Here is a 23669-nt window from a genome sequence, read left to right as displayed (position 1 = left end):
CTCGTGCCCGTCCACGTCCACCCGGACCACACCGTCATCACCTTCGACCGGCCGCACAAGCGCAACTCGATGGACCTCGCCGCCTGGCAGTCCCTCGGTGCGGCGGTCCGAGCGGCGCAGCAGGACCCGGCCCAGCGCGCGATCGTGCTGCGCGGCGACGAGCGGTCCTTCTGCGCGGGCAACGACATCGATGCGATGAATGCGCTCGACGGCGTCCAGGCCGCCAAGGACTACTTCGTCACCGGCATGCTGCCCACCTTCCATGCGATCGCTGCCTCGCCGCTGCCCGTGATCGCCGTCGTCGAGGGCGCCGCGCTGGGCGGCGGGGTCGAGCTCGTCACCTGGAGCGACATCGTCATCGCCGGCGAGAGCGCCACGTTCGCGCTGCCGGAGGCGAACATCGGGGTGTGGGCGACGGTCTACTTCGGCGCCATGCCCGCGGCGTCGAGCCGGCGCCTCGGCGCCCGGCTGGCGCTCGCCGGGGACACCCTCGGCCACCAGGAGGCGAGGGACCTCGGCCTGGCGACCTACGCCGTCGGGCAGGAGGAACTGGACGACACGCTCGAGCGAGTGCTGAACGGCGTCCGCGCGGCGGCGCCGGACGCGCTGGCCCGATCGAAGCGCTGGCTCAACCGCGAGCTGCTCGACGACGGGCTGGCCGCGAGCGAGGCGGCGCTGAACGAACTGAGCGAGGAGACCCTCCAGGGGGCCGAGTTCACCGAGCGGATGGACGCGTTCTACGCGGCCAAGGCGGAGCGCGCCGCAGCCCGGGAGGCGGCGAAGTGACGTTCACCGACCAGACCGCCGTCGTCACCGGGGCCGCGAGCGGCATCGGCCGGGACATCGCGACGGCGCTGTCCGGCGCCGGCGCCCGGGTGCTGTTCGTCGACCGCTCCCCCGCCGTGCTCGCGATCGCCGACGCCGTAGGGGCCGGCGGCCTCGTCGCCGACGTCGCGGCGGCCGACTTTCCCAGCCAGGTCGTCGACTGGCTCGACGGGCGCGGGCTGTCCCACCTGGTCACCGCCGCCGGCATCCAGGTCCGCACCCCAGGCATCGAGATCGCCGAGGAGGACTGGGCGAGGCTGGTCGACATCAACCTGTCCTCGTTCTACCGGACCGTGCGCGCGCTGCACGAGGCGCTGCGCACCGGGGACCGCACCCGCCCGGGGTCGGTCCTGGCGATGTCCTCGATGTCGGCGGAGCGCGTGCTGGCCGGGATCGTGCCCTACGGCTCGGTCAAGGCGGCGCTGTCCCAGCTCATCGCGGGCCTCGCCGTCGAACTGGGCGAGGAGGGCATCCGGCTGAACGCGATCGCACCGGGGTACATCCGCACCGAGATGACGGCCCAGATGCTCGCCGACCCTGCCAACCACGAGCGCATCGTGGGTCGCACCCCGATGAAGCGGCTGGGCGCGCCGGCGGACGTGAGCGGCCCGGAGCTGTTCCTGCTCTCCCCGGCGGCCGGCTTCGTCACCGGGCACACGCTGCCCGTCGACGGCGGCTACGCGCTGGCCTGAACGGCGTCGCTCGGAACGGGCCCGGTCGAGTCACGGACCACGAGCTCGGCGGCCAGCTCGGGCGGCGCCGGGTCGACGCTCTCGCCGTCGATCATCCGGCGCAGCGTGCGCCAGCCCTCGCTGCCCAGCCGCTCGCGCGGCGTGCGGACCGTGGTGAGGGCCGGCGAGGAATAGGCGCTGAAATCGATGTCGTCGAACCCGGTGAGCGAGATGTCGGTCGGGACGCCGAGACCACGCTCGGTGAGCCGGTGCAGCACCCCGAAGGCGACGAGATCGTTGAAGCACGCGATCGCCGTCGGGCCGTGTTCGAGGGCGGCATCAGCCGCGTCGTGCCCAGCCGCGATGGTGCCGCCGGCCTCGAGAACCGTGACCTGCACGCCGAACCCTTCGGCGCGGCGCGCCGCCTCGAGCCGGCGCAGGTTCTGCCACGCCCCGGGCGGTCCCGACAGGTAGACCACGCGGCGGTGGCCGATGTCCGCGAGATGCCGGTAGAGCGCGGTCATCCCGCCGAGGTTGTCGACGCTGAGATCCGGCAGCTCGCTCTCCGACCGGGGGCCGAGCAGCATCAGGACCGGCCGGCGCGACCGCTGCAACACCTCGAGCGCCGTCCGGTCGGAGCGCGGCGCGACGAGCACCAGCGCGTCCGCCTGTTGGAGCATGTCGGTGGCGAGGGCCCGCTCGGCGGCGGCGTCCTCCATCGAGTCCGCGACGGTCATGGTGTAGCCGTCGGCGGCGCTGGCCCGGCCGATCCCGCGGATGATGTCGTAGAAGTACGGGTTGGACAGGTTCGGGACCACCACCGCGACCCGGCGTGACGTACCCGTGGCCAGGCTCCTCGCGATCGGGTCCGGTCGGTAGCCGAGGTCGCGCGCGGCCGCCAGGACCCGCTCGGTGCGCGCGGGGCTGACCACGCCGGTGCCCGCCATCACCCGGCTGACCGTGGCGACCGAGACGCCGGCGGCCCTGGCAACGGACCGGACGGTCGCAGGGCCTGCGGCGTCGGCGTCGGCGTCGGTCATGGAGCCATTGTGTCGCGGCGGGCGGTCAGACGGGTCGGCGGTCACTCGGCGGTGTCTGCTCGACGTCGGTCCACACCTCGGTCAGTTCCGCGATCAGGCCGTCGCGCACGGTGATGAAGGTCGCCACACCGAAGCGTTGCTCCTGCCCATCGGCGGCTCCCGTCACCAGGGCGCGGCCCGCCGCCCGATCGCCACCGTCGACGAGGTCCTCCCACCGAAACCTCTGGAATCCTGGGTATTCGACGTTCAACCGCACGAAGTCATCCCGACCGAACTGCTCTCCCGTGTGGACGTAGTCGCCTCGGAAAGCCGGGTGGAGCAGTGCCGGCAAGTCGTCCCAGCGGTGGCCGTCGAGAACGTCGCCGAGCTGACGCAGTAGATCGATTGCGCTCATGGGCCTGGATTGTGCCACCGTCGCAGTAATCTCGAACGATGGCTCCGGAGCGCCGCAAGCAGCTGATCCTCGGGCTCCTGCCCGTCCTTGTCGCTCTGGTCCTGCTGATCCAGGGCGACGGGAGCCCTTGGCTCATCGGTGCCGTGGTGGTGGCCGGGCTGCTCCTGGTCGCGCTGCTCGCCCGACGCGGACGGCACACCCCGTGGCGGGCCGCCGCGCAGCGCCTCGGCACCGGCGGCGCGGTCGTGTTCTGGAAGCCCGGCTGCGTCTACTGCGAGCGCCTGCTCCATGAACTGCGTGGCGACGACCGGATCACCTGGGTGAACGTGTGGGCCGACCCGCAGGCGAACACCGAGGTCCGCCGACTCAACAACGGCGACGAGCTGACGCCCACGGTACTGATCGGCGATCAGGTGCTGCGCAACCCCAGCGCCGTCCAGCTGCGTGCCCGGCTCACGGGGACGGCCGCGGACGGCGCCTGACCGGGCCGCTCAGGCCCGGGCTTCCTCGGCCTCGATACCGGCGATGATCTCGAAGCGCTCCTGGTAGATGCCGCCCTTGAACTCGGCGCCGAGGAACGCGTCGGTGATCGCGAACGCCATCTCCGGCGCCACCACGAAGGCACCGAATGCGATGATCTGCGAACCGTTGTGCTCGCGGGTGTGCTTGGCCGTGAACGGCTCGGAGCACACCGCCGCCCGGATGCCGCGGACCTTGTTCGCCGAGATCGAGATACCGATTCCGGTGCCGCAGATCAGGACACCGCGGTCGGCCTCGGAATCGCGGATCAGGTGCGCGACCTGCTTGGCGTAGTGGGCGGAGTACTCCGCCTCACCCGCACCGTCCCACCCGACGTCGATGACCTCGTGGCCACCCTCGCGCAAGTGCGCGGCGACGGCGTCCTTCAAACCGTGTCCCGAACTGTCGGACCCGATGGCGATCTTCATGAATATCCTCCTGGCGTGATCGGCCTCCAGCCTATCCGGGATCGGCGGAGTCACCGGCGGCTGTCCGCGCTCGCGCACACCTGGCTACGATCGTCACCGATGGCAGACGTCGAATGCGGACGACGGCGCGGGCGTGGGTAGCGCGAGCACGCTCGCCGAGGTGTATCGGCGCTTCGCGGAGGACGACGGCGGGGCGTCGCCACTGAACGGGCGGGTCGCCGTCGCCGTGAGTCAGTCGAGCGCGGCGCTGCGCGCCCTCGACGCGGCACCGGCGCGCAAGCGGCGCCCTGCGTTGGTCCTCGCCGCACTGCACGACCTCGCCCTCGCCGGCCGCGCCCCCGCACTCGCCGAGGCCTACGCGGCCGGCGACGGTGACGCTGCCGCCACTGCCGCCGTCGACACGCTCACCGCTCTGGCCGACGCCGTCGTGGCCATCGTCACCAGCCGGCAGTTGCGGGCCGAGGAGACCGGTCGGGCCACGGTGCTGTATCCGGCGATCGCCTACGCCGCACACCGGGTCGGCGCGAGCGCGATCGGGCTGATCGACGTGAGCTGTTCGGCCGGGCTCAATCTGACCGTCGACCGGGTCGGCCTGACCTACGGCAACGGGCAGACGCTCGGCGACGTGGACTCTGCGGTCCAACAGTCGGCCGCGGTCGTCGGCGATCGGCGACTCCCGGACCTCGGCCTGCCCGAGGTCGTCGCCCGGGTGGGCATCGACCGGGACCCTCTGGACGTGACCGACCCGGACGACCTTCGCTGGCTGCGGGCCTGCGTGGCACCCGACCAGCGCGAGCAGTTGGCGCGGCTCGACGCGGAGGTGGCGCTCGCGGCGAGCGAGCCGCCGGTGCTGCTCACGGGGACCGCAGCGGCGATGCTGCCGGACGCCGTCACCCGGGTGCCTGCGCACGCGGCGCCGGTCATCACCTCCACGTGGGCGCTGTCCCGGTTGCCTCTCGAGGGCCGCCGGCACTTCCTGGACACCCTCGACGAGGCGGCCGCCGGCCGCCCGGTGGCCTGGGTGTCCGTGGAGGGCGTCGGCGTCGCCCCGACGATCCCGACGCTCGGTGACCGTCCCGCCTCCGGCCACAGCATCATCGGGCTGGCCACCTTCGACCGGGCGGGGCGGCACTCCGAGGCACTCGGCCGGTGCTGGTCGAGAGGACGCCTGCTTTCCTGGCTCGCCGAGGACTGAGGCGATCCCGGCAGCGTTCGGTCCACCCGCCCGTGACGACTAGCGTAGGAACGCACGCTCCGGGTGACCACAACCTCACTCGCCGGGCGGCCTTCCGGGAACGATGGAGTGGAGAACCCCAGTGAGTGACGGTGCAGGATCCGCCGGTGTTGACGACCTGATCCGGGCACTGCCGGGGGTGAAGGTGCTGCACGGCCTCGACGAGCGGGAGGCGCACCGTTGGGACCGTGCGCTCGACCCCAACGCCGGGCTGCCGATGGCCGTGGTCCTGCCGCACACCACCGAGCAGGTCCAGCAGGTCGTGCGCTACGCCGGGGTGCACGGGATCCCGATCGTCCCGCGCGGTGCCGGCTCCGGCCTGTCCGGCGGTGCGTCCGCCGTCGAGGGCGGGCTGGTGGTGTCGATGGCGGAGATGACGCACGTCGAGATCGACCCCGTCACCCGGATGGCGTTCGTCGAGCCCGGCGTGATCAACGCCGACCTCAAGGCAGCGGCTGCCGCCATAGGGCTCTGGTACCCGCCGGACCCGGCGAGCATCGGCTTCTCCTCGATCGGCGGCAACGTCGCCACGAACGCCGGCGGACTGTGCTGCGTGAAGTACGGCGTGACCACCGACTACGTGCTCGGCCTGACCGTCGTACTCGCGGACGGCACCGCCGTCGACCTCGGCGGCCCGCGCCTGAAGGAGGCCGCCGGACTGTCGCTGACCAAGCTGTTCGTGGGCAGCGAGGGCACCCTCGGGATCATCACCCGGATCGTGCTGCGCCTCGTGCCCCAGCCACCGCCGTCGGCGACGATGGTGGCGACCTTCGCCGACCTGGACGCGTCCTGCCGGGCCGTGCTCGCGGTCGCGAGCAGCACCCGCGCCTCGATGCTCGAGTTCATGGACAACGTCGCGATCAACGCCGTCGAGGACATCCACGGCTACGGCCTCGACCGCGCGGCCCAGGCGATGCTGATCGCGCAGTCCGACCAGCCCGGCGAGGCCGCGACCCGCGAGATCGAGGCGATCGCCGCCGTCTGCCGGGAACTGGGCGCCCAGGAGGTCCTGGTGACCGCGGACGTCGAGCTCGGCGAGACCTACACCGCCGCGCGCCGCGGTGCGATCCCCGCCGTGGAGGCCAAGGGCCGGCTCCTGCTCGGCGACGTGGGCGTGCCGGTGCCCGAGCTCGGCGCCCTGGTCACGGGGATCGCGGACATCTCCGCCGCCCGGGACGTGGTCATCAGCGTGATCGCCCACGCCGGGGACGGCAACACCCACCCGCTGGTGGTCTTCGACCCGGACGACGCCGACCAGGCCGCTCGCGCCGAGGTCGCCTACGGCGAGGTGATGGACCTGGCCATCCGGCTCGGCGGCACCATCACCGGCGAGCACGGTGTGGGCCGCACCAAGAAGGCCTGGCTGCCCGACTACGTGGGCGAGGACGTGCTCCGGCTGAACCGGACGATCAAGGACGCGCTCGACCCGCACGGCTTGCTCAACCCCGGCGCGATCCTCTGAGCAGCCCCGCCCCAACCGCCGCCCCGCTGACCCAATACCCGCGCCGTCGACCTCGCCCACCGTGAGGGTGCGATCCCGGCACGGCGGGTGCGGCGTCAATGGGCACCTGCACCCACGCTGCGACCCGGCCGCCACCCAACTGCCTGCCTAGACTCCGGGGATGCAGGAGTACCCGGATCACCAGGTCAGACGTCCGTCACGCGCACCGACCACCGCGCTGGTGCTCGCCGTCGGCGGGCTCGCGATCGCACTGGTCGCGGCGATCCTGCCCTGGACGCTCAGCAACGCCACCTCCGCGGACCCGGACTTCAGCGAGGACCCCGTCGCGACCATCAGCCTGTACATCGCCGGACTGCTCGCGCTCGGCGGCGTGGCCGTGCTGGTCTGGCGCCGCACCCGCACGTGGCCGGTGGTGCTCGCGGGTCTCGGCCTCCTCGTCCTGGTGGTGGCCCTGGTCCTGGTGCCAACCGCGGAGGTCCTGTGGGACGGCGTCGACGGTCAGGGCCGTGCCACCGGGGGCTACGTCCGCATCGAACGGGGGCCCGCGGGATTCGTGGCCGTGGCCGGCGGCGTGCTGGCGACACTCGGTGCCATCGTGGGGAATCGCCGGGACGCCCCCGACTCCCCGGCCGGCCCGGCCGGTTGGTGACGGTGCCTGCGAGCGCGTGAGGCCAGTGGGCGCGAGCCGTTAGTCTCCACGCAACACCGCGACCCGAGGATTGGCTGACGTGACCGATCGCCCCACCCCCCGCCAGGACTGGACGTTCCAACTCGTCGACACCCTGGAGAAGGTGTTCGCGGACGAGTGCCCGGCGCCGATGGCGGCCGGCGCGCCCCTGTCCGGGTTCCTCGGCGAGACGTTGTCCGTCCAGCTCGCCTACCTACCGCCCGCCGCGGAGAGCCGCAGCGCTCTCGGCACGCTGCACCCGCGGGTCGACGGACCGCTCGCGCACCTGGTGCAGGTGTCCACGGTCGAACTCGTGCCCTGCGCCCTGGTGGCGTTCGACGGGCACGACGAGGGCTACCTACGCGACACACCCGGCCTCTACCCGGACCTGCTCCGGCCCGTGCCGTCCGGGACTCCGGTGCGTCCCGCCGTCGGGTACTGGCAGGCGCTGTGGTTCGACCTCGAGGTGACCGACCCGGCCCTCGCCGGGCGCCACGAACTGCGCGTGAGCGTGGCGGACGGAGACGGTGTCACGCTGTTCGAGGCGTCGCTCGAGGTCGTGGTCCACCCGGTCGAACTGCCCGCGCTGGATATCGTCAACACGCACTGGCTGCATGCGGACAGCCTGGCCGAGTACTACGACGTGCCGGTGTTCAGCGAGGAGCACTGGGACCTGCTCGACGCCTACCTCGGCGCCGCCGCGCGGATGCGCGTGAACTCCGTGCTCACGCCCACGTGGACGCCGCCGCTGGACACCGCGGTGGGGTCCGAGCGCACGCCGGTGCAGCTGGTCGGCATCACGCCCGACGGCGGAGGTCACGTCTTCGACTTCGACCTCCTGGGCAGGTGGTTGGGTCTGTGTCGCAAGCACGCGATCACCACCGTGGAGATCGCCCACCTGTTCACCCAGTGGGGTGCGACGGCGACCCCTGCCATCTATGTCCGGACCCCGGCCGGCACCGAGCGGCGGTTCGGGTGGGACGTGCCCGCGACGGACCCGCGCTACCGGGCCCTCATGGCGGAGCTGTTGCCCGCGCTGCGCGCCTACTTGGCCGAGCACTGGGACGGCGGCGTGCTCTTCCACATCAGCGACGAGCCCCGCGAGCACATGCTGGCCGACTACCGGGCGGCGCGGGCCGTGGTCGAGGACCTGCTCGCCGGCGCCACCGTGGTGGACGCGCTGAGCGACTTCGAGTTCGCGCGCTCCGGTGCCGTGGACACCCCGATCGTGGCCACGAACCACGTGCAGGAGTTCCTCGACCATGGGCACAGCCCCTGGGTGTACTACTGCGTGTCCCAGCACCGCGACGTCGCGAACCGGTTCATCGGGCTGCCGTCGCTGCGCAACCGGGTGCTCGGGCGGCAGCTGTTCGTGGCCGGCGCGCCCGGCTTCCTGCACTGGGGCTTCAACTTCTGGGCCGCGCAGTACTCCGCACGTCCGATCGACCCGTTCACGGACACCAGCGCAGACGGCGCGTTCCCGGCGGGGGACCCGTTCATCGTGTACCCCGGACCGGACGGGCAGCCGTGGCCGAGCATCAGGTACCGGGTGTTCGCCCAGGCCATGGACGATCACCGCGCCCTCCAGCTGCTGCGTGACCTGACTGACGCGGCCACGGCGCGGGCCACCGTGGACCAGGGCGGCACGCTCGGGTACGCCACGTTCAGCTACGACCGCGAGCACTACCTGCGCTCACGCCGGGAGGTCGACGCGGCGATCATCGCCGCTCTGGCTCGGCGCGACGGGTCTCCTGTTCCCGGAACGCCGATGGCGGCATCCCGACCCGGCGGTGGAACAGCCGGCTGAAGTAGGCGGGGTCGTCGTAGCCGACCTGGACGGCGACCTCGGCCACGCCCGCCGTGGTCTCCGCCAGCAGGAACTGGGCCCGCTCCAGACGGGTCGCGAGCACGAACTCGTGCGGGGTGAGCCCGGTGGCCCGCAGCACCGCCTCGCGCAGCTCGGCCTCGGTGAGGCCAAGCGCACGGGCGCGGCGCTCGACGGGCATCGGCACCAGCGCGGCGGCGGCCAGGGACTCGATCACGTCCGGCGCGTGCGCCGTGGACGCCGGCGGTGCGCACTCCGCCGCGATCGCAATGAGCTGGTGGGTCAGCGCCGCCGCGAGCATCGCCCCGCGGCCGCCGGGCACGGCGAGCAGGCGGCGCAGGTGGGCGAACACCGGCGTGACCCGCGAGGCGAGTTCCGGTGCCGCGCGGCGTACCGGTTCGTCGCGGTCCCAGGCACCGAAGCCCTCGAGCGCGCGCGTCCCGACCCCTTCGAAGAGGAGCCAGTACTCGTGCCAGCCTTCGCCGTCCGGCCCGTATCCGTGCGCGAGCCCGGGGAACAGCCAGATCACCGCTGGGGCCTCCACGGCGACGCCGTCGGGGTGCGCCTCGTCGGCGTAGCGGCCGCGACCCTCGGTGACGAGCACGAGTCCGTGCGCGGCCAGACGGCGGTCTCTGGTGTGCCGTGCCGGACCGCTCTGCTCCCCGGCTCCGCGACAACTCAGGCCGCTGTCCCGCAGGGCAGGCTCCGCCGCCGGGTACGCGCGCCAGCCAGAACCGGCAATGGGTGCAGAAAAGTCCAAGTGACCGCCACCGATCGTCCATGGGCAGGAAGTTCGCCGCACGCTAGCCTACGTCGAATGTTGACGTCGAACGGATACGAGCTGGCGGAAAGTCCAGACCGCCTCGGCCAACTCGCCGAGACCCCGGACCGTGAGCGCGGCGACCGGGATGCGCTGTGGCGTCGCCTGCGCGCCCAGGGCTACCTGTTGCTGCGGGACCAGCTCCCGATCGAGGAGGTCGCGGCGTTCCGCAGGTTCTACTTCGAGACACTGGCGCCGGCTGGTGTCACCCGGCCGGGCACAGGGCCGGAGGAGGGCATCGCCGGCCCGGGGCCACTCGACCAGGCCACGTACCGGCAGGCGCTGTTCGGCCACATCGTCCCCTCGTCCGAGTACGACCGCCTGTGTCGCCTACCGGCGATCGCGGACTGGTTCGGCTGGTTCCTCGGTGACGATGTGCACCTGCACCGGCGCAAGATCCTGCGGCATACGAGGCCGGGTCAGAACGGGATCGGCACGGCCACGCAGGCCCACTACGACCTCGTGTACCTGCGCGACGGCACCGACCGGGTGCTGTCGATGTGGATCCCGCTCGGTGACTGCCCGACGACGCTCGGTGGCCTCACCTACCTCGAGGGCTCACACCGGGCGGTCCTCGCGGAGGAGGCGGAGGGCCGGTTGCAGCGGCCGGCGGCGTCCATCACCGCGGACCTACCCGGCCTTGCCGACGCCCACGACGCCCGGTGGCTGGTGACCGACTACCGGGCTGGCGACGTGATGATCCACTCCGCGCACATCATCCACGCGGCGCTGGACAACGTGGACCCGGACGGGCGGATGCGCTTGTCCACGGACATCCGGTATCAACGCGCCAGCGAGCCGATCGACTGGCGCTGGCAGCAGCACTGGCACGACCGGGACGGACTCTGAGCGCGGCGCCTCACTTCACCGCACCCGCCGTCAGCCCGCGCTCGAAGAGCTTCTGCAGGGCCAGATAGGCGATGACGATCGGCAGCGACAGCAGCACGAGCGAGGCGAAGATCTTCGGCACGTCCGAGCCGTACTGGCTGGTGAAGTAGAGCGGCACCTGCGTGATCGCACGAGCGTCCTCGTCCTGCAGGATCAACAGCGGCAGGAAGAGGTCGTTCCACGCCTGCAGGAACGCCCACACCACGACCACGGCCGAGATCGGTGCGGACAGGGGAATCACGATCCGGATCAGGGTGCCGAACGATGTGGCACCGTCGACGCGGGCGGCCTCGAGGATCTCGTCCGGGATCCCGACCAGGTAGTTGCGCGCCAGGAGCAAGGTGAACGGCACCAGCGTGGCCGAGAGCGGCACGATCACCGCGATCGGGTTCGAGAACAGTCCGAGCCGCTGCACCGTGATGAAGATCGGCACGATGATCGCCAGCGTCGGCAGGATCAGGCCCACCAGGATCGCGTTGAACAGCAGGGACTTGCCCCGGAACTGCATCTTCGCGAACGCGTACCCGGCGGACATGGTGCACGCATACACCAGCGCCACCGTGCCCACGGCGATCACGAGGGAGTTCAGCGCGAACCGGAGGAAGGGTGTCTCCGAGATCACGGCCGCGTAGTTCGCCACCGCGCCCTCGCCGCCGAAGGAGGTGACGAGGATCGTCACCAGCGGGAACGCGAACGGGATCACCACGACGGTCGCCACCAGCTGGGCGATGAGCCTCGAACGACGGGTGCTGCGTGTGCCGATCATCATTTCCTCCCGAATCGGTACGCCGCCATCTGCGCGATGGTCAACGCCATCGCCAGGACGAGCAGGATCATCGACAGGGCTGCGCCGTATCCGGCGTTGAACCTGTCGACGGTCTGTTCGTAGATGTAGGTGGTCAGGAACTCGGTGCTGCGAGCGGGGCCGCCACCGGTGGTCAGGTACACCAGGTCGAAGGTCTTCAACGCCCCGATGAGCCCGGTGATGGCCAGCGTCGCGTGGGTTCCCGAGAGCTGCGGGACCACCACGGAGCGCACCAGCCGCCACGGTGAGGCACCGTCCATCTGTGCGGCCTCCACCACGCTCGCGTCGATCTGCGAGAGGGCGGCCTGGTACAGGATGAAGCTGAACCCCGTCCACTGCCAGATGTTGATGCCCGCGAGCGAGATCAGGGCGAGCGAGGGATCAGCCAACCAGGCCTGACCCAACCCGCCCAGTCCCAGCGCGTCCAGGACCGCGTTCACCTGCCCGTCTGGTTGGAGGATCGCCCGGAAGGCCGAGGAAACGGCGGCCGGTGCCATCACCACGGGCACGAACATGAGGACCCGGTAGAGGTTCGCGAACCGTACCGGGACGGTCAGGACCAGGGCCATGAGCAGGCCGAGTGCCATCTGCACGAGGATCGTGAGGACGGCGAAGACGCCCGTGTGCCACAGCGCGGACCAGACAATGGGATCGCCGAGCGCCTTGCCGTACTGGCCCAGGCCGACACTGCGTGGCGTGGGCGAGATGCCGTTCCAGTCGAGGGTGCTGACCCAGCCGTTGTAGCCGACCCCCGCATAGATGACCCCGACCACGAGGATCAGGGCCGGGAGGAGGTAGAGATAGGCCACCCGATGCCGCGACAGGTGCGCGGACGCGTGCCGGCCGAGCGGGGCGGGCGTCAGACCCGCGGGTCCCCGTTTCATGCTCTCGGTCTGTGTCGACATGGCTCCACCTCCTCCCGGTTCGCGTTACGCCGCTGCAGCGGTGTCGATCGCCGCCTGCACGGCGGTGACTGCCTCGGCCGCGGTCATCGAGCCGTTCGCCACGGACGCCAACGCGTCCCCGAGTGCCGCCTGCACATCGGCGCTCTCGATCTGGCGCGGGCCGGCCAGGTCTGCCAGCGCACCGGCCTGGGCTTCGACGGCCTCGGTCTGACGCTCGGTCCTGATGTCGCTGGTGTCGATCGCCACCGAGGCCAGGCCCGGCTGCTGCAGGGTGCCGGCGATGCGCTCCTGGCTGGCCTGCGACGTCGAGAGCCAGCTGAGGAACGTCCACGCGGTGGCGGATGCGTCACTCGAGGCATCCATGGACCACGCGACGTCGGGACCGCCGAACAGCGTGAGGTCCGCCGTGCCGGAAGGCTCGACCACGTTCGGGAACGGAACCAGGAGGAACTCGGTCTGCGCCACCGCCGGATCGCCGTACTGCTCGGCGTAGGTGTCCAGCCGGGACTGTGTCATGTCCTGGTTCTGCCACGTCCCGAAGGCGATCATGCCCGCCTCCCCCGAGCGGAAGGTGTCCGCGGCATCCGGGTACGCCGTGGTGCCGAATGCCCCTTCCTGGATGACACCGAGGTCGAACAGTTCCTGCCAGCCCTCGAAGGCCGTTGTCATCTCGGGGCTGTCGAAGGGCTGTGAGCCGGCGAGAGCGTCGTAGAAGTAGCCCACCTCGACCTGGTTCGCAATGGCCTGGAACACGTCGATGTTCTGCCAGTCGTCCTTGGCGCCCTGGATGAGGCAGTCGTAGCCGGCGGTCTCCAGCCCGGCGCACACCTCCTGCCACTCGTCGAGGTTGGTGGGGGCCTCAAGACCGAGGGATTCGAGCAGCGTCATGTTGACCTGGATCGTGCCGCCGCCGGTGACCATCCACGGGAGCCCCATCTGGGAACCGTCGATGTTCAGCTGATCAGCGGCCAGGATCTGATCGGACCAGTCGTCTCCGAGGTTCTCGGTGAGATACGGCGTGAGGTCCGCGGACAGTGGTGCGAACTGCGTCGCCATCGCCCCGGTCTGGACGCCGAACACATCGGGTCCGTCACCGGAGGTCAGGCCGAGACGGAGCGCGTTGAGATAGTCGCTGAACTGGATGAACCGGTAGTTCACCGTGATGTCCGGGTACTCCTCGTTGAACAGGTCGACGATCTCCTGGTACTGGCTGTCGTCGGGGTTCCAGCCCCACCAGTCGATCGTGCCCTGCTCCGGTTCGCCGCTCGGCTCGTCTACCGATCCCGACGAACAGCCGGCAAGTGCAAGGAGTCCGACGGCGGCCGCCGCGGCCGCGAACCTGATGCGGGAGTGTTTCCTCATGAGTCCTCCATTGGAATGTCGAGAGTTGAGCGAAGCGTGTGCGCGGGTCAGCGCCCGACGGCGTCGGGTCGGAACGAGTTCTCGATCCACATGTGCCCGGGCAGTTCGACGGCGCCGATCACCCATTCCGCGATCTCGCGGTGGGCGGGGGGCCGCTTGACGGCGATCGTGATCTCGTGCACGCCCGAGCCGGGTCGGAAGTCGATGAACTGGCCGAGCGGCGCCATGTGCGGCGCCGGGAACTGGTACTGGCTGCCCTGTGCTCCGTGCAGGTACTCGCCGTCGAACCAGATCCGGTAGTGCTCGGTGCTGTTGAACATCAGCCGGACGTCGGTCCGTCCGCGCGCATCGAAGCGGTAGCGGAGCACCAGGATCCGGTCGGCGAAGTCGGCGGCCGGCATCCGCACCCAGGTCCCCGGCAGGGTCGTCGTCGTGAGGTCCACCTCCGGCACGGCGCTGCCGGCCGGCGGGAGCTCGGTCTGGTCACGCACGTCCCACTTGCCGTTCGAGGTGTTCATCCAACCCAGGCCGACCTCGATGCGGTGCTCCTGCGGATCGAACGGGCCGCTGACCGCCTCGGGGGCTCGCCCGTCCAGGCGCTCCCGGAGGTCGAGGACCAGATCCGTGAACGCGTCCAGGGTGGGCGGCGCCTCGATGCCGGTGATCTCCGGGTTGAGTACGAGGTCACGCCCGATCGGTGCCAGCCAGCGTTCCTCGATGGAGTCGGGATCAAGGATCCCGAGTAGGGCACCGATCGACGCGGTGGACGAGTCGCAGTCCCCGCCGCAGTTGTTCGTGATCAGGATCCGCTCCCCGAAGGACGTTCCGGCGAGCCAGCCGAGGATGATGAAGCCGGTGTTGATCCGTACGTCGGTGAAGTCGCTGTTGCCGTAGCGCGCCACGATCAGTTCGCGGACCGCGCGCCAGGCCAGGCCCTCATCCAGCCAGGACAGCGTGTCCCGCACCACGCGGGTGATCCCGCTCTCCGGGGGCAGGCCGGCCAGGGCTCCGTCGATCAAGGTCTTGGGGTCGGACTCGACGAAGGCCAGCGCCTGGATCCGTGCGAGGAAAACCGCCGCATCGATGCCGTCGCCCGCGTGGTCGAAGCAGGCGTCCTCGTAGGCGTAGGCACCGGCCAGGTCCGCGTCACCGGCGGCCAGGCAGGCCCACAGCTCGCTGCGGATCGCCGCGCCCTCGCCACAGGTGAACCAGTTGTCGAAGCTTCCGGAGTGTGGCGGCTCGATGCCCTCGGCTTGGTTCCGCATGCCGACGCCGTACTCGTTCCACGGGAACTCCACGTGGTTGCGCCAGGACTCCGCCAGCACGTGCCGGTCCACGGCGGGTGAGTCCATCAGGTCCATCACGCAGGCGTAGAGGACCTGGAGGTCGAGGTCGTCGTTCGGAACCATCTCCGTCGGCACCGGCACGTAGAACTCGGCCTCGAGCGGGCCCTCGAGGCCTTCGAAGGTCTGACCCAGAGTGCCCCCGACTGCCTTGCCTAGCCAGCACCCCATCACTCGCTGGCGATCCACCTGCTTCATGCCCACTTCACCTCGTCCTTGATTGAATGTAGCGCTACATCGCGTCGGTGTAGCGTTACATTCAATTCGAGAGACGTCAAGCCGATGGCCACGGGGCCACCCCCTGGGAGGCAGTACGGTCACTCCACCGGACCGGAACGAGGGAAGACATGCCGACGATCAGTGACGTGGCCCGCCTTGCTGGGGTCTCACCCATGACCGTCTCCAACGTTCTCAACGGGCGCGCCACGGTGACGGCGGCGAATCGTCGGAAGGTGGAGGAGGCGATCAAGGCCACCGGCTATGTTCGCAACGCCTCGGCCCGCGCGCTGAAGTCCGGCCGCAGCCAGGTCGTCGGCCTGGCCGTCCTGGAGGCTGTCAGCCCGTTCTACGGGGAGTTGACGGCGGGCGTCGAGGGCATCCTCGAGGACGAAGGAATCACCGTGTTCATCGCGAGCACGCACAACAGCGCCGAGCGCGAGGACGCCACGCTTCGCCGGTTCGCGGAGCTGCGCTCGCTCGGCGTCATCCTGGCGTCCACGCGCTTCACCCCCGCCCTCCATGCCAACATCGCCCGAACCCGCGCCAGCGGCCTCGCCGTCGTGGCGATCGCGAACGCCCAGGACGAACTGGACGCCTGCACCGTGGGCGGGCACGACACCCGCGGCGGGGCCCTCGTCGCCGAGCACCTCAGCGCCCTGGGCCGCGACCGCTTCGCCTACGTGGGCGGCCCCGGAGAGGCGGCGGTCTACCAGCACCGCAAGTCCGGCTACGTCGACGGGTTGCGCGCCGCCGGCCACGAGGTGCGTCCCGAGCACATTCTGGATTGTGCCCAGGACACGATCGCGCGGGGAATTGAGGCGGGTCAGCGCCTGCTCGACTCACCGATTCCACCCAGCGCGGTCTTCTGTGCGAACGATCTGCTCGCCCTCGGCGTGCTCCAGGCCGCGACGACGCGTGGAGTCCGGGTCCCGGACGATCTCGCCGTGGTCGGCTACGACGACATTCCGTTCGCAGCCGGCGCCGCGGTGCCGCTCACGTCCGTGCGACAGCCGATCCGCGAGATGGGCGAAGCCGCGGCGACGCTGCTCCTCGCGGAGATCAAGGCCGGCGCGGACCACGAGCACGACCATCAGGTGCTCGAGCCCACCATCGTCGTGCGGACCAGCACGGTCGGCGCCCGCACCTCTGCAAATCATTACCGTTGACCTTGCCAGAGTGGCGCATTTTCGGTAACTTCTTACATAGAATGACCACTCACGCTGACTCCACCAGCCCGCTGCAGGCCCTGCGCGATGCCCTGCCGAGCCTGACCGGCGCGACCGCGCGCGCCGCGGCCCACATCGTGGCCGCCCCGGCCGAGGCAGGCCGCGCGTCGATCACCCAGCTCGCGAGCGCCGCCGGGGTCTCCGCGGCCACGTTGACCCGACTCGCGGACCTGCTCGGACACGACGGGTTCCCGGCGATGCGCGCCGCGATCGCCACCGAGCACGGCCGCGAGGTCCAGGGTGGCTGGCAGCGGGACATCGGCACGGAGATCGGCCCGGACGACCCACCCGAGCAGGTCCTCGGGGTGCTCGTCGCGGCGCAGCACCGTGCCGCCAGGCAGGCGATGGGGTCGATCGACCTCGCAGCGGCGGACCGCGCCGCGGACTGGATCGCCCAGGCATCCCGGATCCACCTTTACGGGGAGTGGGGCGACGCGATCGCCATCCACGAGCTGTCCCTGAGGCTGCTGCGGATCGGCCGACCGGTGTGGTGGCACAACGCCCCACAGACTGCCCGGGTCGCGGCCGGTCTCCTCGGCGAGGGGGATGTCGCATTGGCCCTGAGCCGCTCCGGGCACGACGCCGTCGCCGCCGAGTTCCTCGCCCTCGCCCGCGCCAACGGTGCGCACACGGTGGTCCTCACCGGGGACCCGACGGCGCAACTCGCCTCGGACGCCGACGTCGCCCTGTTCACCGGCACCCGTGAGGGCGCCGCCTGGACCGATCACTTCGCCGGTCGCGTCGGCGACACCCTCACCGCAGCCCTGCTCTGGGTGCTCGTCGCCCAGCGGGTTCCCGACGCGCTCGGCCTCCACCCGACCCCCACACCAACCGGAGAAACCCCGTGACCCAGACAACGCCGTCGCCCATCATCGCCACCGAGGACGTCCACGCGGACCTGACCGTCATCGGCGGTGGTCTCGCCGGCGTGTGCGCCGCGATCGGCGCGGCGCGCCAGGGCGCCCGCGTGAACCTCATCCAGAACCGCTCGGTGCTCGGCGGCAACTCCTCCAGCGAGGTCCGGGTCTGGGTGTGTGGCGCGACCGCGCACGGCGTGCAGCACTACGCCCGGGAGACCGGGATCATGGGCGAGCTGTTCGTCGAGAACCAGTTCACGAACCCCGACGGCAACCCCTACTACTGGGATCTCGTGGTCGGCGAGGCGGTCCGCGCGGAACCGAACATCACGCTCTTCCTGAACACGGACGTGCGCGAGGTCGAGGCGGACGGCCCCGAGGACGCCCGGACGATCCGGTCGGTGACCGGCTGGCAGATGGGCTCGGAGCGGCGGTTGCGGTTCACGTCGGAGTCGTTCATCGATGCCACCGGGGACGGGCTGGTCGGGTTCCTCGCCGGCGCCCGGTACCGCACCGGCCGGGAGTCGCGCGCCGACCTGGGCGAGTCCTGGGCACCCGAGGAGCGCGACGCGCAGACCCTCGGCTCGACCATCCTCTTCTACACCAAGGACGTCGGGCACCCCGTGAAGTTCGTGCCGCCGTCGTTCGCGAAGGACATCACCCAGACCTCCATCCCGGAGCTGCGCGGCATCCGGGTGGACGCGAACGGTTGCGACTACTGGTGGATCGAGTGGGGCGGCGACCGGGACGTGGTCGCGGACAACGAGACGATCCGGGACGAGCTGCAGGCCGCCGTGTACGGCATCTGGGACCACATCAAGAACTCCGGGAAGTACGACGCGGACAACCTGACCCTGGAGTGGGTCGGCTCGGTGCCCGGCAAGCGCGAGTACCGCCGGTTCGTGGGCGACCACACGCTCACCCAGCACGAGGTGCTCGGCCAGGAGCCGTTCACCGACCGGGTCGCGTTCGGTGGCTGGTCGATCGACCTGCACCCCCCGGGCGGGATGTACGCCACCGAGCACGGGTCGCGGCACTGGCACCCGGACGGGAACTATCACGTCCCGCTGCGCTCGCTGTACTCGCAGAACGTCACGAACATGTGGATGGCCGGCCGCAACATCTCCGCGTCCCACGTGGCGTTCGGCACCACTCGGGTGATGGCCACCTGCGCGGTCATCGGCGAGGCCGCCGGGGTCGCGGCCGCCGTCGCGGTGGCCGACGGCGTCGCTCCCCGCGAGCTGGCGACTGCCCGTTTCGAGTTGGTCCGCCGCGCGCTCGTGCGCGCCGACGCGGCGGTGCTCGGCGTGGTCCACGACGACCCGGCCGACGGCGCGTTGACCGCGCGAGTGAACGCGTCCTCGACGCTGCGCACCCTGGCCGCGCAGACGCCGTCGGGCATCGTCGACCTGGCCACCCAGGTGGGGCTCCTGGTCCCGGTGGACCCGGCGCTGGACGGCATCGAGTTCCTGATCGACGCCGCCGTCGACACCGAGCTGGTGCTCGAGATCCATGACCCCGAACTCGGCCAGAACTACATCCCGCGCAACCTCATCGACACCGTGTCCGTGGCGGTGCCCGCCGGTGAGAAGCAGTGGGTCCGGCTGCCCGCGCAGTGGCGCCCGGCCTCGGCGCGCAACGCGTTCCTGGTGCTGCGGGCGAATGCCCACGTGCGCGTGCACACCGCGGACGCCCCGCTGCCGGGAGTCCTGACGTTCACGCACCGCGACCCGGGCGAGGACGAGCGGTACACCGAGCAGTGGCGGGAGTGGAAGCAGGTGCTGCAGCGCGGGTCCCTGTGCGTGCGGCTCGAGGCTCCCACGGACGCCTACGCTGCCGAGCGCGCCGTCGGTGGCTACGCGCGGCCGTTCGGCGGACCGCAGATGTGGATCTCCCAGCCCCTGGCACACGACCCCGAACCGACCCTGTCGCTGGCCTGGGACGAGCCGGTGGACCTGGCCGAGGTCGCGGTCATCTTCGACGACGACCTCGACGAGGACCTCATCAACCTGCACCACCACCGGACGCCGTTCGATGTGCTGCCCACCCTGGTCCGGGACTACCGGGTTGAGGCCGAGGTCGACGGCGGTTGGCACGTTGTCGCCGACGTCACCGACAACCGGCACCGGCACCGGCGGCACCCGCTCGAGCTGCCGGTCTCCGCGAGCGCCGTGCGGCTCGTGGTGACGGCGACGAACGGGACCGACAGCGCCCGCGTGGTGTCACTGCGGGCGTGGGCGGACACGCAGAGCTGAAGCGGCCGGCCGGCCGGCCTGCGGGGCGGTCGGCCGGATCGGGAGGGACCCGGCAGATCAGCCCAGCCCGAGCACGTCGACCAAAGCCCCGTCGATGCTGGTCATCTCGTCTCGGGTCAGTCTCCCGACCCGGGCCCCGAGCCTGAGCTCTGGGTCCACAGCCGTCAGCTGTTCGACGAGCACCCGGGTCGGCGAGCCGGCGATGCTGATCTCCGGCCGGAAGGACGCCGCACGCCGCCCCGTGGACGTTGGCGCGACCACCCAGGTGGACAGCGGGAGATCGTCCGACTGGAGCACGACGGCGAACCGCCGCCCGGTCTGCTCGTGCCCCTGGGCGTTCCTGGGCGCCTTCAGCTCGTAGACGTCACGTCCGAGCGGCTGGAGCCGCGGCTGGTCAGTTCGGCCAACGCTCGCTCGACTTGGTCGTCGGTGCGGATCGTGATACTTGGCATACTCACAATGGTAGGACTTCCCGTCTTACAGGGCTGAGGTCGCTTCAATGACACGATCCTGGCGGACCTGCGGGACGCCTGCACTGGGGCCTGTGGACAGCTCAGGAACCGGTGAGCACCGTATAGGCGGCGTACCCGACGAAGGCGAGCACGAACAGGACGGCCACCAGGCCGATCGCGCCAACGATCTTGCGGGCGGTGCCTCGGAGCGCGAACGGCAGCGCGGCGAGCGTCAGCAGCCCGGCGACCACCGCGAGGAGTGTGCCGAAGATCAGGCCGTAGCCGTGCTGGTCGGACTCGGGGTGCGCGAGCACGGTGCTCTGCAGCACCACCCACACGCCGAACAGGAAGGGCAGGCCGAACAGGACCGAGAGCACGATCGCGACGACCCGCCCGGCCGTCATCACGCCGTCCTGACTTGGGTCCACGACCGGCTCGTAACGCATTCGCGCCTCCCTCCCGCACCGACGGCGTCCTCGCGCGTCCCTGGGAGCCAGGGTAGGGCGAGCGCCCGTGCCGACGCAGCCCGAATCGACCCCGGGCACTACCTCAGTCGAGATCGCCCACCGCGTCCACGATGGACAGGTAGTCGGAAACCTCCCAGGCGGCCCGCCCGATGAACAGTCCGCCGATCCCGGGCACCCGGGCCAGTTCCACCGCGTTGCCCAGGTTCACCGAGCCGCCGTAGAGCACCGTCGCCCGGGGACCCGCCGCCGCTGCGATGACGGCCGCGATCTCGGCCACGGCCTCGGGCCGGGCCGGACGGCCGCCGGCCCCGATCGCCCAGATCGGCTCGTACGCGATCAGCACCGGCGCCGCGGCCGGGACCTCGGCGAGTGCCGCGCGGACCTGGTCCGCGACGAACTCGGCGGCACCACCGGCCCGGCGCACCTCGGCCGATTCGCCGACGCAGATCAGCGGGAGCAGACCGTGCCGAACGGCGGCGAGCACCTTGAGGTTGACCCGCTCGTCGGTCTCACCGAAGTGCTGCCGGCGCTCGGAGTGCCCGATCTCCAGCATCGTCGCACCGGCGTCGGCCACTTGCGGCACCGAGACCTCCCCGGTCCACGCTCCGGCGTCCTCCCAGTGCGCATCCTGCGCCCCGAGCCGCACCGGGGAGCCCGGACCGAGCTCGGCTGCGACGGCGGCCAGCGCGGTGGCGGGCGGCACCACGAACGGGCGCACCGGCCAGTCCTGACGCGCCCCGACCCCGCGGGCGAACTCGCGCGCCTGCGCGAGCGTCTTCGTCATCTTCCAGCTGGTGCCGACCCAGAACTCAGTCACGATGCTCGTAAGCGGTGATGGCGGCGACCTTCGCCGCGGAGGGGGATTCGCCGTCGAAGGTGTACCCGAGCCACTCCGAGGCCAGCCGGCGCGCCAGTTCGAGCCCGATCACCCGCTCACCGAAGGTGAGCACCTGCGCGTTGTTCGACTTCACCGACCGCTCCACCGAGTAGGAGTCGTGCGCGGTGACGGCCCGGATCCCTGGGACCTTGTTCGCCGAGATCGCCACGCCGAGCCCGGTCCCGCAGACGAGCAGGGCCCGGTCGGCGGCACCGTCGGCCACGAGCTGTGCAGCGTCGAGCGCCACGTGCGGATAGTCCGTGCCCGCCCCTTCCACGATGCCGACGTCGATCACCTCGGACACGCGCGGGTCGGCCTCCAGGTCACGCTTGAGGGCTTCCTTGTAGTGGTAGCCGGCGCTGTCCGCACCGACCGCGATCCGCCAGTTCATGATTCCTCCGCTGAGACCGTCGATGACTGCGCGACCGTGCCGACCACGAGCGCGAACGAGATGGCACCCGGGTCCGCGTGGCCCCGAGCGCGTTCACCATGGGTGCGGGCCCGGCCGAGCCGGGCCGTGAGTGCGGCAGTGCCGCGCGCGGCCTCCTCGGCCGCGGTCGCCGCCGCCGCCCACGCGGCGGGTGCCGCCGTGCCCTGCCCGACGGCGGAACGCAGCCGGGTGGCGAAGGGCACCGCCGCGTCGATGACGGTCTTGTCGCCCTCCCGGGCGCCGCCCAGGTCGGCGGCGGCGACGACCGCGCGATCCACGGCGCGGGCGAGGCCGGCGGCATCCGGGGCGCGCTCGTTGCCGACCTCGGCGCCGGCGGCCCGCAGCGCCGCACCCCAGAGCGCCCCGGACGTGCCACCAGCGGCGTTGGACCAGGCTCGGCCGGCGGCGTCGAGGACGTCTCCGAGGCCGGCCCCGGCCAGGTGCGTCTGTTCGGCGGCGCGGACCGCACCGTCGATGCCCAGCACCATGCCCTGCCCGTGATCGCCGTCGCCGGCCACGGCGTCCAGCCGGCCGAGCTCCGCCTCGTGCTCGGTGATCGCGGCCGCGACCGCAGCGGCGGTGCGCAACAGGTCCTCGGTCGCCCGTCGGGAGTGCTCGCCGCCGGGGGACACGGCCGTCACGGAGGGCGCCGGCGCGAGGGTGGCCAGGGGATCTGCGGCAGCGGGCGCCGGGTCCGCCCGGGTCGGGCCGGGCCGTCCGCGACGGAACGCGGGTGTGTCCGCGGGCGCCGTCCAGTAGCGCTCGAGCTCGGCGTCGAGGAACGTGACGGTCAGGGACAGGCCGGCCATGTCCAGACTGGTCACCTGTTCCCCGACCTCCGGGGCGACGATCACGAGGCCGGCCCCGGTGAGCCGATCGGCCACCCGGCCATAGACGGCGAACAACTCCTCGTGGGTGGTGGCACCGAGCCCGTTGACGAGGACGGCGACCCGCTCGGCGTCCTCGGGTGCTTCGGCGAGGATCCGGTCGACCAGGTCGTCGGCGACCTCCGTCGCGCTGCCGAGGTCCTCGGTGCTCAGGCCGGGCTCGCCGTGGATTCCGAGGCCGAGCGCGATCCGGCCCGCCGGGACCGTGAACAACGGCTCGTCCTGGCCCGGGAGGGTGCACCCGGCGAGCGCGATCCCGATGGTGCGGGTGCGGGCGTTGGCCCGGGTTGCGACGCGCTCGACCTCGTCCAGGTCCGCGCCGGCGGCCGCGGCCGCGCCGGCGATCTTGAACACGATCAGGTCACCGGCGATACCGCGGCGCTGCTCCGGCTCGGCGGCCGAGGCGAGGTCGTCCGTCACGGTGACGATCCGCACGTCGATGCCGTCCGCCCGCAGCTCTCGGGCCGCCTGGCCGAACTGCAGCTGGTCCCCGGCGTAGTTGCCGAAGCCGAGCAGCACCCCGGCGCCGCGGTCCGCGGCGCGGATGACCGTGACGGCCTGGTCCGCAGAGGGCGAGGCGAAGATGTTGCCGCACACGACGCCGTCGGCCATCCCCTCCCCCACCCACCCCGCGAAGGCGGGGTAGTGCCCGGACCCGCCGCCGAGTACCACGGCGACCTTTCCGGGCGCCGCGGGGGCCGCGCGGACCACGCCGCCGGGCACCTCCCGGACCCGGTCGGCATGCGCCCTGGTGAAGCCGGTGAGGACGTCTGCGGCGAACGTCTTGGGATCGTTGACGAGGTGGGTCATG

At 71.4% G+C, this 23669-nt stretch carries 24 protein-coding genes; 11 read left to right on the top strand and 13 right to left on the bottom strand.

Going from position 1 to position 23669, the window contains the following annotated elements; genetic code table 11:
• Positions 1-3: 3 nt before the first annotated feature.
• Both KCQ71_RS22765 and KCQ71_RS22760 read left to right on the top strand, forming a co-directional pair.
• Positions 4-786, top strand: a complete 783-nt coding sequence (locus tag KCQ71_RS22765) for an enoyl-CoA hydratase/isomerase family protein (protein WP_223410743.1) — start codon at positions 4-6, stop codon at positions 784-786.
• The gene (locus tag KCQ71_RS22760; RefSeq protein ID WP_223410741.1) at positions 783-1517 is read left to right on the top strand and encodes an SDR family NAD(P)-dependent oxidoreductase; all 735 of its coding nucleotides are present in this window, start codon (positions 783-785) and stop codon (positions 1515-1517) included. Before KCQ71_RS22765 ends, KCQ71_RS22760 begins: the two co-directional genes overlap by 4 nt.
• Here the strand turns inward: KCQ71_RS22760 and KCQ71_RS22755 are convergent.
• Positions 1502-2536 (bottom strand): LacI family DNA-binding transcriptional regulator, encoded by a 1035-nt coding sequence (locus KCQ71_RS22755; protein ID WP_223410739.1) that lies wholly within the window; start codon positions 2534-2536, stop codon positions 1502-1504. The two genes, KCQ71_RS22760 and KCQ71_RS22755, sit on opposite strands and share 16 nt — an antisense overlap.
• A 25-nt stretch (positions 2537-2561) precedes the next feature.
• A complete protein-coding gene (locus KCQ71_RS22750) occupies positions 2562-2930 on the bottom strand; it encodes a nuclear transport factor 2 family protein (protein ID WP_223410738.1) in 369 nt (122 codons plus the stop codon).
• Between the two features lie 38 nt (positions 2931-2968).
• Between KCQ71_RS22750 and KCQ71_RS22745 the strand changes: the two genes are divergently transcribed.
• Positions 2969-3412 (top strand): glutaredoxin family protein, encoded by a 444-nt coding sequence (locus KCQ71_RS22745; RefSeq protein ID WP_223410736.1) that lies wholly within the window; start codon positions 2969-2971, stop codon positions 3410-3412.
• A gap of 9 nt (positions 3413-3421) precedes the next feature.
• Here the strand turns inward: KCQ71_RS22745 and rpiB are convergent, their stop codons facing one another.
• Positions 3422-3877: a ribose 5-phosphate isomerase B gene (gene rpiB / locus KCQ71_RS22740; protein WP_223410734.1), complete on the bottom strand. Its 456-nt coding sequence runs from the start codon at positions 3875-3877 to the stop codon at positions 3422-3424.
• 133 nt (positions 3878-4010) lie between these two features.
• Between rpiB and KCQ71_RS22735 the strand changes: the two genes are divergently transcribed.
• From KCQ71_RS22735 to KCQ71_RS22720, 4 genes are all read left to right on the top strand, one after another.
• Complete coding sequence (locus KCQ71_RS22735; RefSeq protein WP_223410732.1) at positions 4011-5072, top strand: DUF2332 domain-containing protein; 1062 nt, start codon at positions 4011-4013, stop codon at positions 5070-5072.
• 121 nt (positions 5073-5193) lie between these two features.
• Positions 5194-6573 (top strand): FAD-binding oxidoreductase, encoded by a 1380-nt coding sequence (locus KCQ71_RS22730; RefSeq protein ID WP_223410730.1) that lies wholly within the window; start codon positions 5194-5196, stop codon positions 6571-6573.
• Positions 6574-6733: 160 nt separating this feature from the next.
• On the top strand, positions 6734-7222 hold the full coding sequence (locus KCQ71_RS22725) for a DUF7937 domain-containing protein (RefSeq protein WP_223410721.1): 489 nt from the start codon (positions 6734-6736) through the stop codon (positions 7220-7222).
• A 79-nt stretch (positions 7223-7301) separates the two neighbouring features.
• The gene (locus tag KCQ71_RS22720) at positions 7302-9047 is read left to right on the top strand and encodes a DUF4091 domain-containing protein (protein ID WP_223410719.1); all 1746 of its coding nucleotides are present in this window, start codon (positions 7302-7304) and stop codon (positions 9045-9047) included.
• Here the strand turns inward: KCQ71_RS22720 and KCQ71_RS22715 are convergent.
• Entirely contained in the window at positions 8959-9867 is a 909-nt protein-coding gene (locus KCQ71_RS22715; protein ID WP_223410717.1) for a helix-turn-helix transcriptional regulator, read from the bottom strand. The genes KCQ71_RS22720 and KCQ71_RS22715 overlap by 89 nt on opposite strands.
• Before the next feature lie 15 nt (positions 9868-9882).
• On the opposite strand from KCQ71_RS22715, the gene KCQ71_RS22710 reads away from it, so the two are divergent.
• Positions 9883-10734 carry a phytanoyl-CoA dioxygenase family protein gene (locus KCQ71_RS22710; RefSeq protein WP_223410715.1) on the top strand — a complete coding sequence of 284 codons (852 nt, stop codon included), beginning with the start codon at positions 9883-9885 and terminating at the stop codon, positions 10732-10734.
• 10 nt (positions 10735-10744) lie between these two features.
• On the opposite strand, the gene KCQ71_RS22705 is transcribed toward KCQ71_RS22710, so the two are convergent.
• Genes KCQ71_RS22705 through KCQ71_RS22690 form a run of 4 tightly spaced genes read right to left on the bottom strand, consistent with a single transcriptional unit; the run spans position 10745 to position 15386 of the window.
• Complete coding sequence (locus tag KCQ71_RS22705; RefSeq protein ID WP_223410713.1) at positions 10745-11539, bottom strand: carbohydrate ABC transporter permease; 795 nt, start codon at positions 11537-11539, stop codon at positions 10745-10747.
• Positions 11539-12483: a carbohydrate ABC transporter permease gene (locus tag KCQ71_RS22700; RefSeq protein ID WP_223410711.1), complete on the bottom strand. Its 945-nt coding sequence runs from the start codon at positions 12481-12483 to the stop codon at positions 11539-11541. Before KCQ71_RS22700 ends, KCQ71_RS22705 begins: the two co-directional genes overlap by 1 nt.
• 24 nt (positions 12484-12507) lie before the next feature.
• Entirely contained in the window at positions 12508-13845 is a 1338-nt protein-coding gene (locus KCQ71_RS22695) for an ABC transporter substrate-binding protein (RefSeq protein WP_223410709.1), read from the bottom strand.
• A 47-nt stretch (positions 13846-13892) separates the two neighbouring features.
• Positions 13893-15386 carry an ADP-ribosylglycohydrolase family protein gene (locus tag KCQ71_RS22690; RefSeq protein WP_223410707.1) on the bottom strand — a complete coding sequence of 498 codons (1494 nt, stop codon included), beginning with the start codon at positions 15384-15386 and terminating at the stop codon, positions 13893-13895.
• A 149-nt stretch (positions 15387-15535) separates the two neighbouring features.
• On the opposite strand from KCQ71_RS22690, the gene KCQ71_RS22685 reads away from it, so the two are divergent.
• The 3 genes from KCQ71_RS22685 to KCQ71_RS22675 are packed head-to-tail and all read left to right on the top strand — an operon-like array spanning position 15536 to position 19745.
• Positions 15536-16573 carry a LacI family DNA-binding transcriptional regulator gene (locus KCQ71_RS22685; protein ID WP_223410705.1) on the top strand — a complete coding sequence of 346 codons (1038 nt, stop codon included), beginning with the start codon at positions 15536-15538 and terminating at the stop codon, positions 16571-16573.
• A 41-nt stretch (positions 16574-16614) separates the two neighbouring features.
• The gene (locus tag KCQ71_RS22680) at positions 16615-17481 is read left to right on the top strand and encodes a MurR/RpiR family transcriptional regulator (protein WP_223410703.1); all 867 of its coding nucleotides are present in this window, start codon (positions 16615-16617) and stop codon (positions 17479-17481) included.
• On the top strand, positions 17478-19745 hold the full coding sequence (locus KCQ71_RS22675) for an FAD-dependent oxidoreductase (protein ID WP_223410694.1): 2268 nt from the start codon (positions 17478-17480) through the stop codon (positions 19743-19745). The genes KCQ71_RS22680 and KCQ71_RS22675 overlap by 4 nt, the downstream gene beginning before the upstream one ends.
• A gap of 57 nt (positions 19746-19802) precedes the next feature.
• Here KCQ71_RS22675 and KCQ71_RS22670 read toward each other — a convergent pair whose 3' ends face one another.
• The 5 genes from KCQ71_RS22670 to KCQ71_RS22650 form a co-directional block, all read right to left on the bottom strand.
• On the bottom strand, positions 19803-20099 hold the full coding sequence (locus tag KCQ71_RS22670; protein WP_223410807.1) for a type II toxin-antitoxin system PemK/MazF family toxin: 297 nt from the start codon (positions 20097-20099) through the stop codon (positions 19803-19805).
• Positions 20100-20298: 199 nt separating this feature from the next.
• Positions 20299-20643, bottom strand: a complete 345-nt coding sequence (locus KCQ71_RS22665; RefSeq protein ID WP_223410692.1) for a hypothetical protein — start codon at positions 20641-20643, stop codon at positions 20299-20301.
• A gap of 103 nt (positions 20644-20746) precedes the next feature.
• On the bottom strand, positions 20747-21481 hold the full coding sequence (locus tag KCQ71_RS22660; RefSeq protein WP_223410690.1) for a triose-phosphate isomerase: 735 nt from the start codon (positions 21479-21481) through the stop codon (positions 20747-20749).
• Positions 21474-21932 (bottom strand): ribose-5-phosphate isomerase, encoded by a 459-nt coding sequence (locus tag KCQ71_RS22655; RefSeq protein ID WP_223410688.1) that lies wholly within the window; start codon positions 21930-21932, stop codon positions 21474-21476. Before KCQ71_RS22655 ends, KCQ71_RS22660 begins: the two co-directional genes overlap by 8 nt.
• Positions 21929-23668 (bottom strand): dihydroxyacetone kinase family protein, encoded by a 1740-nt coding sequence (locus tag KCQ71_RS22650; protein WP_223410678.1) that lies wholly within the window; start codon positions 23666-23668, stop codon positions 21929-21931. The genes KCQ71_RS22655 and KCQ71_RS22650 overlap by 4 nt, the downstream gene beginning before the upstream one ends.
• Position 23669 lies beyond the last annotated feature (1 nt).

The sequence above is a fragment of the Occultella gossypii genome (genome assembly GCF_019947135.1).
In the GTDB taxonomy this organism is placed as follows: Bacteria; Actinomycetota; Actinomycetes; order Actinomycetales; family Beutenbergiaceae; genus Occultella; species Occultella gossypii.
Note: the sequence above shows the minus strand (reverse complement) of the source record. Positions and strands in the feature narration are given on the sequence as shown.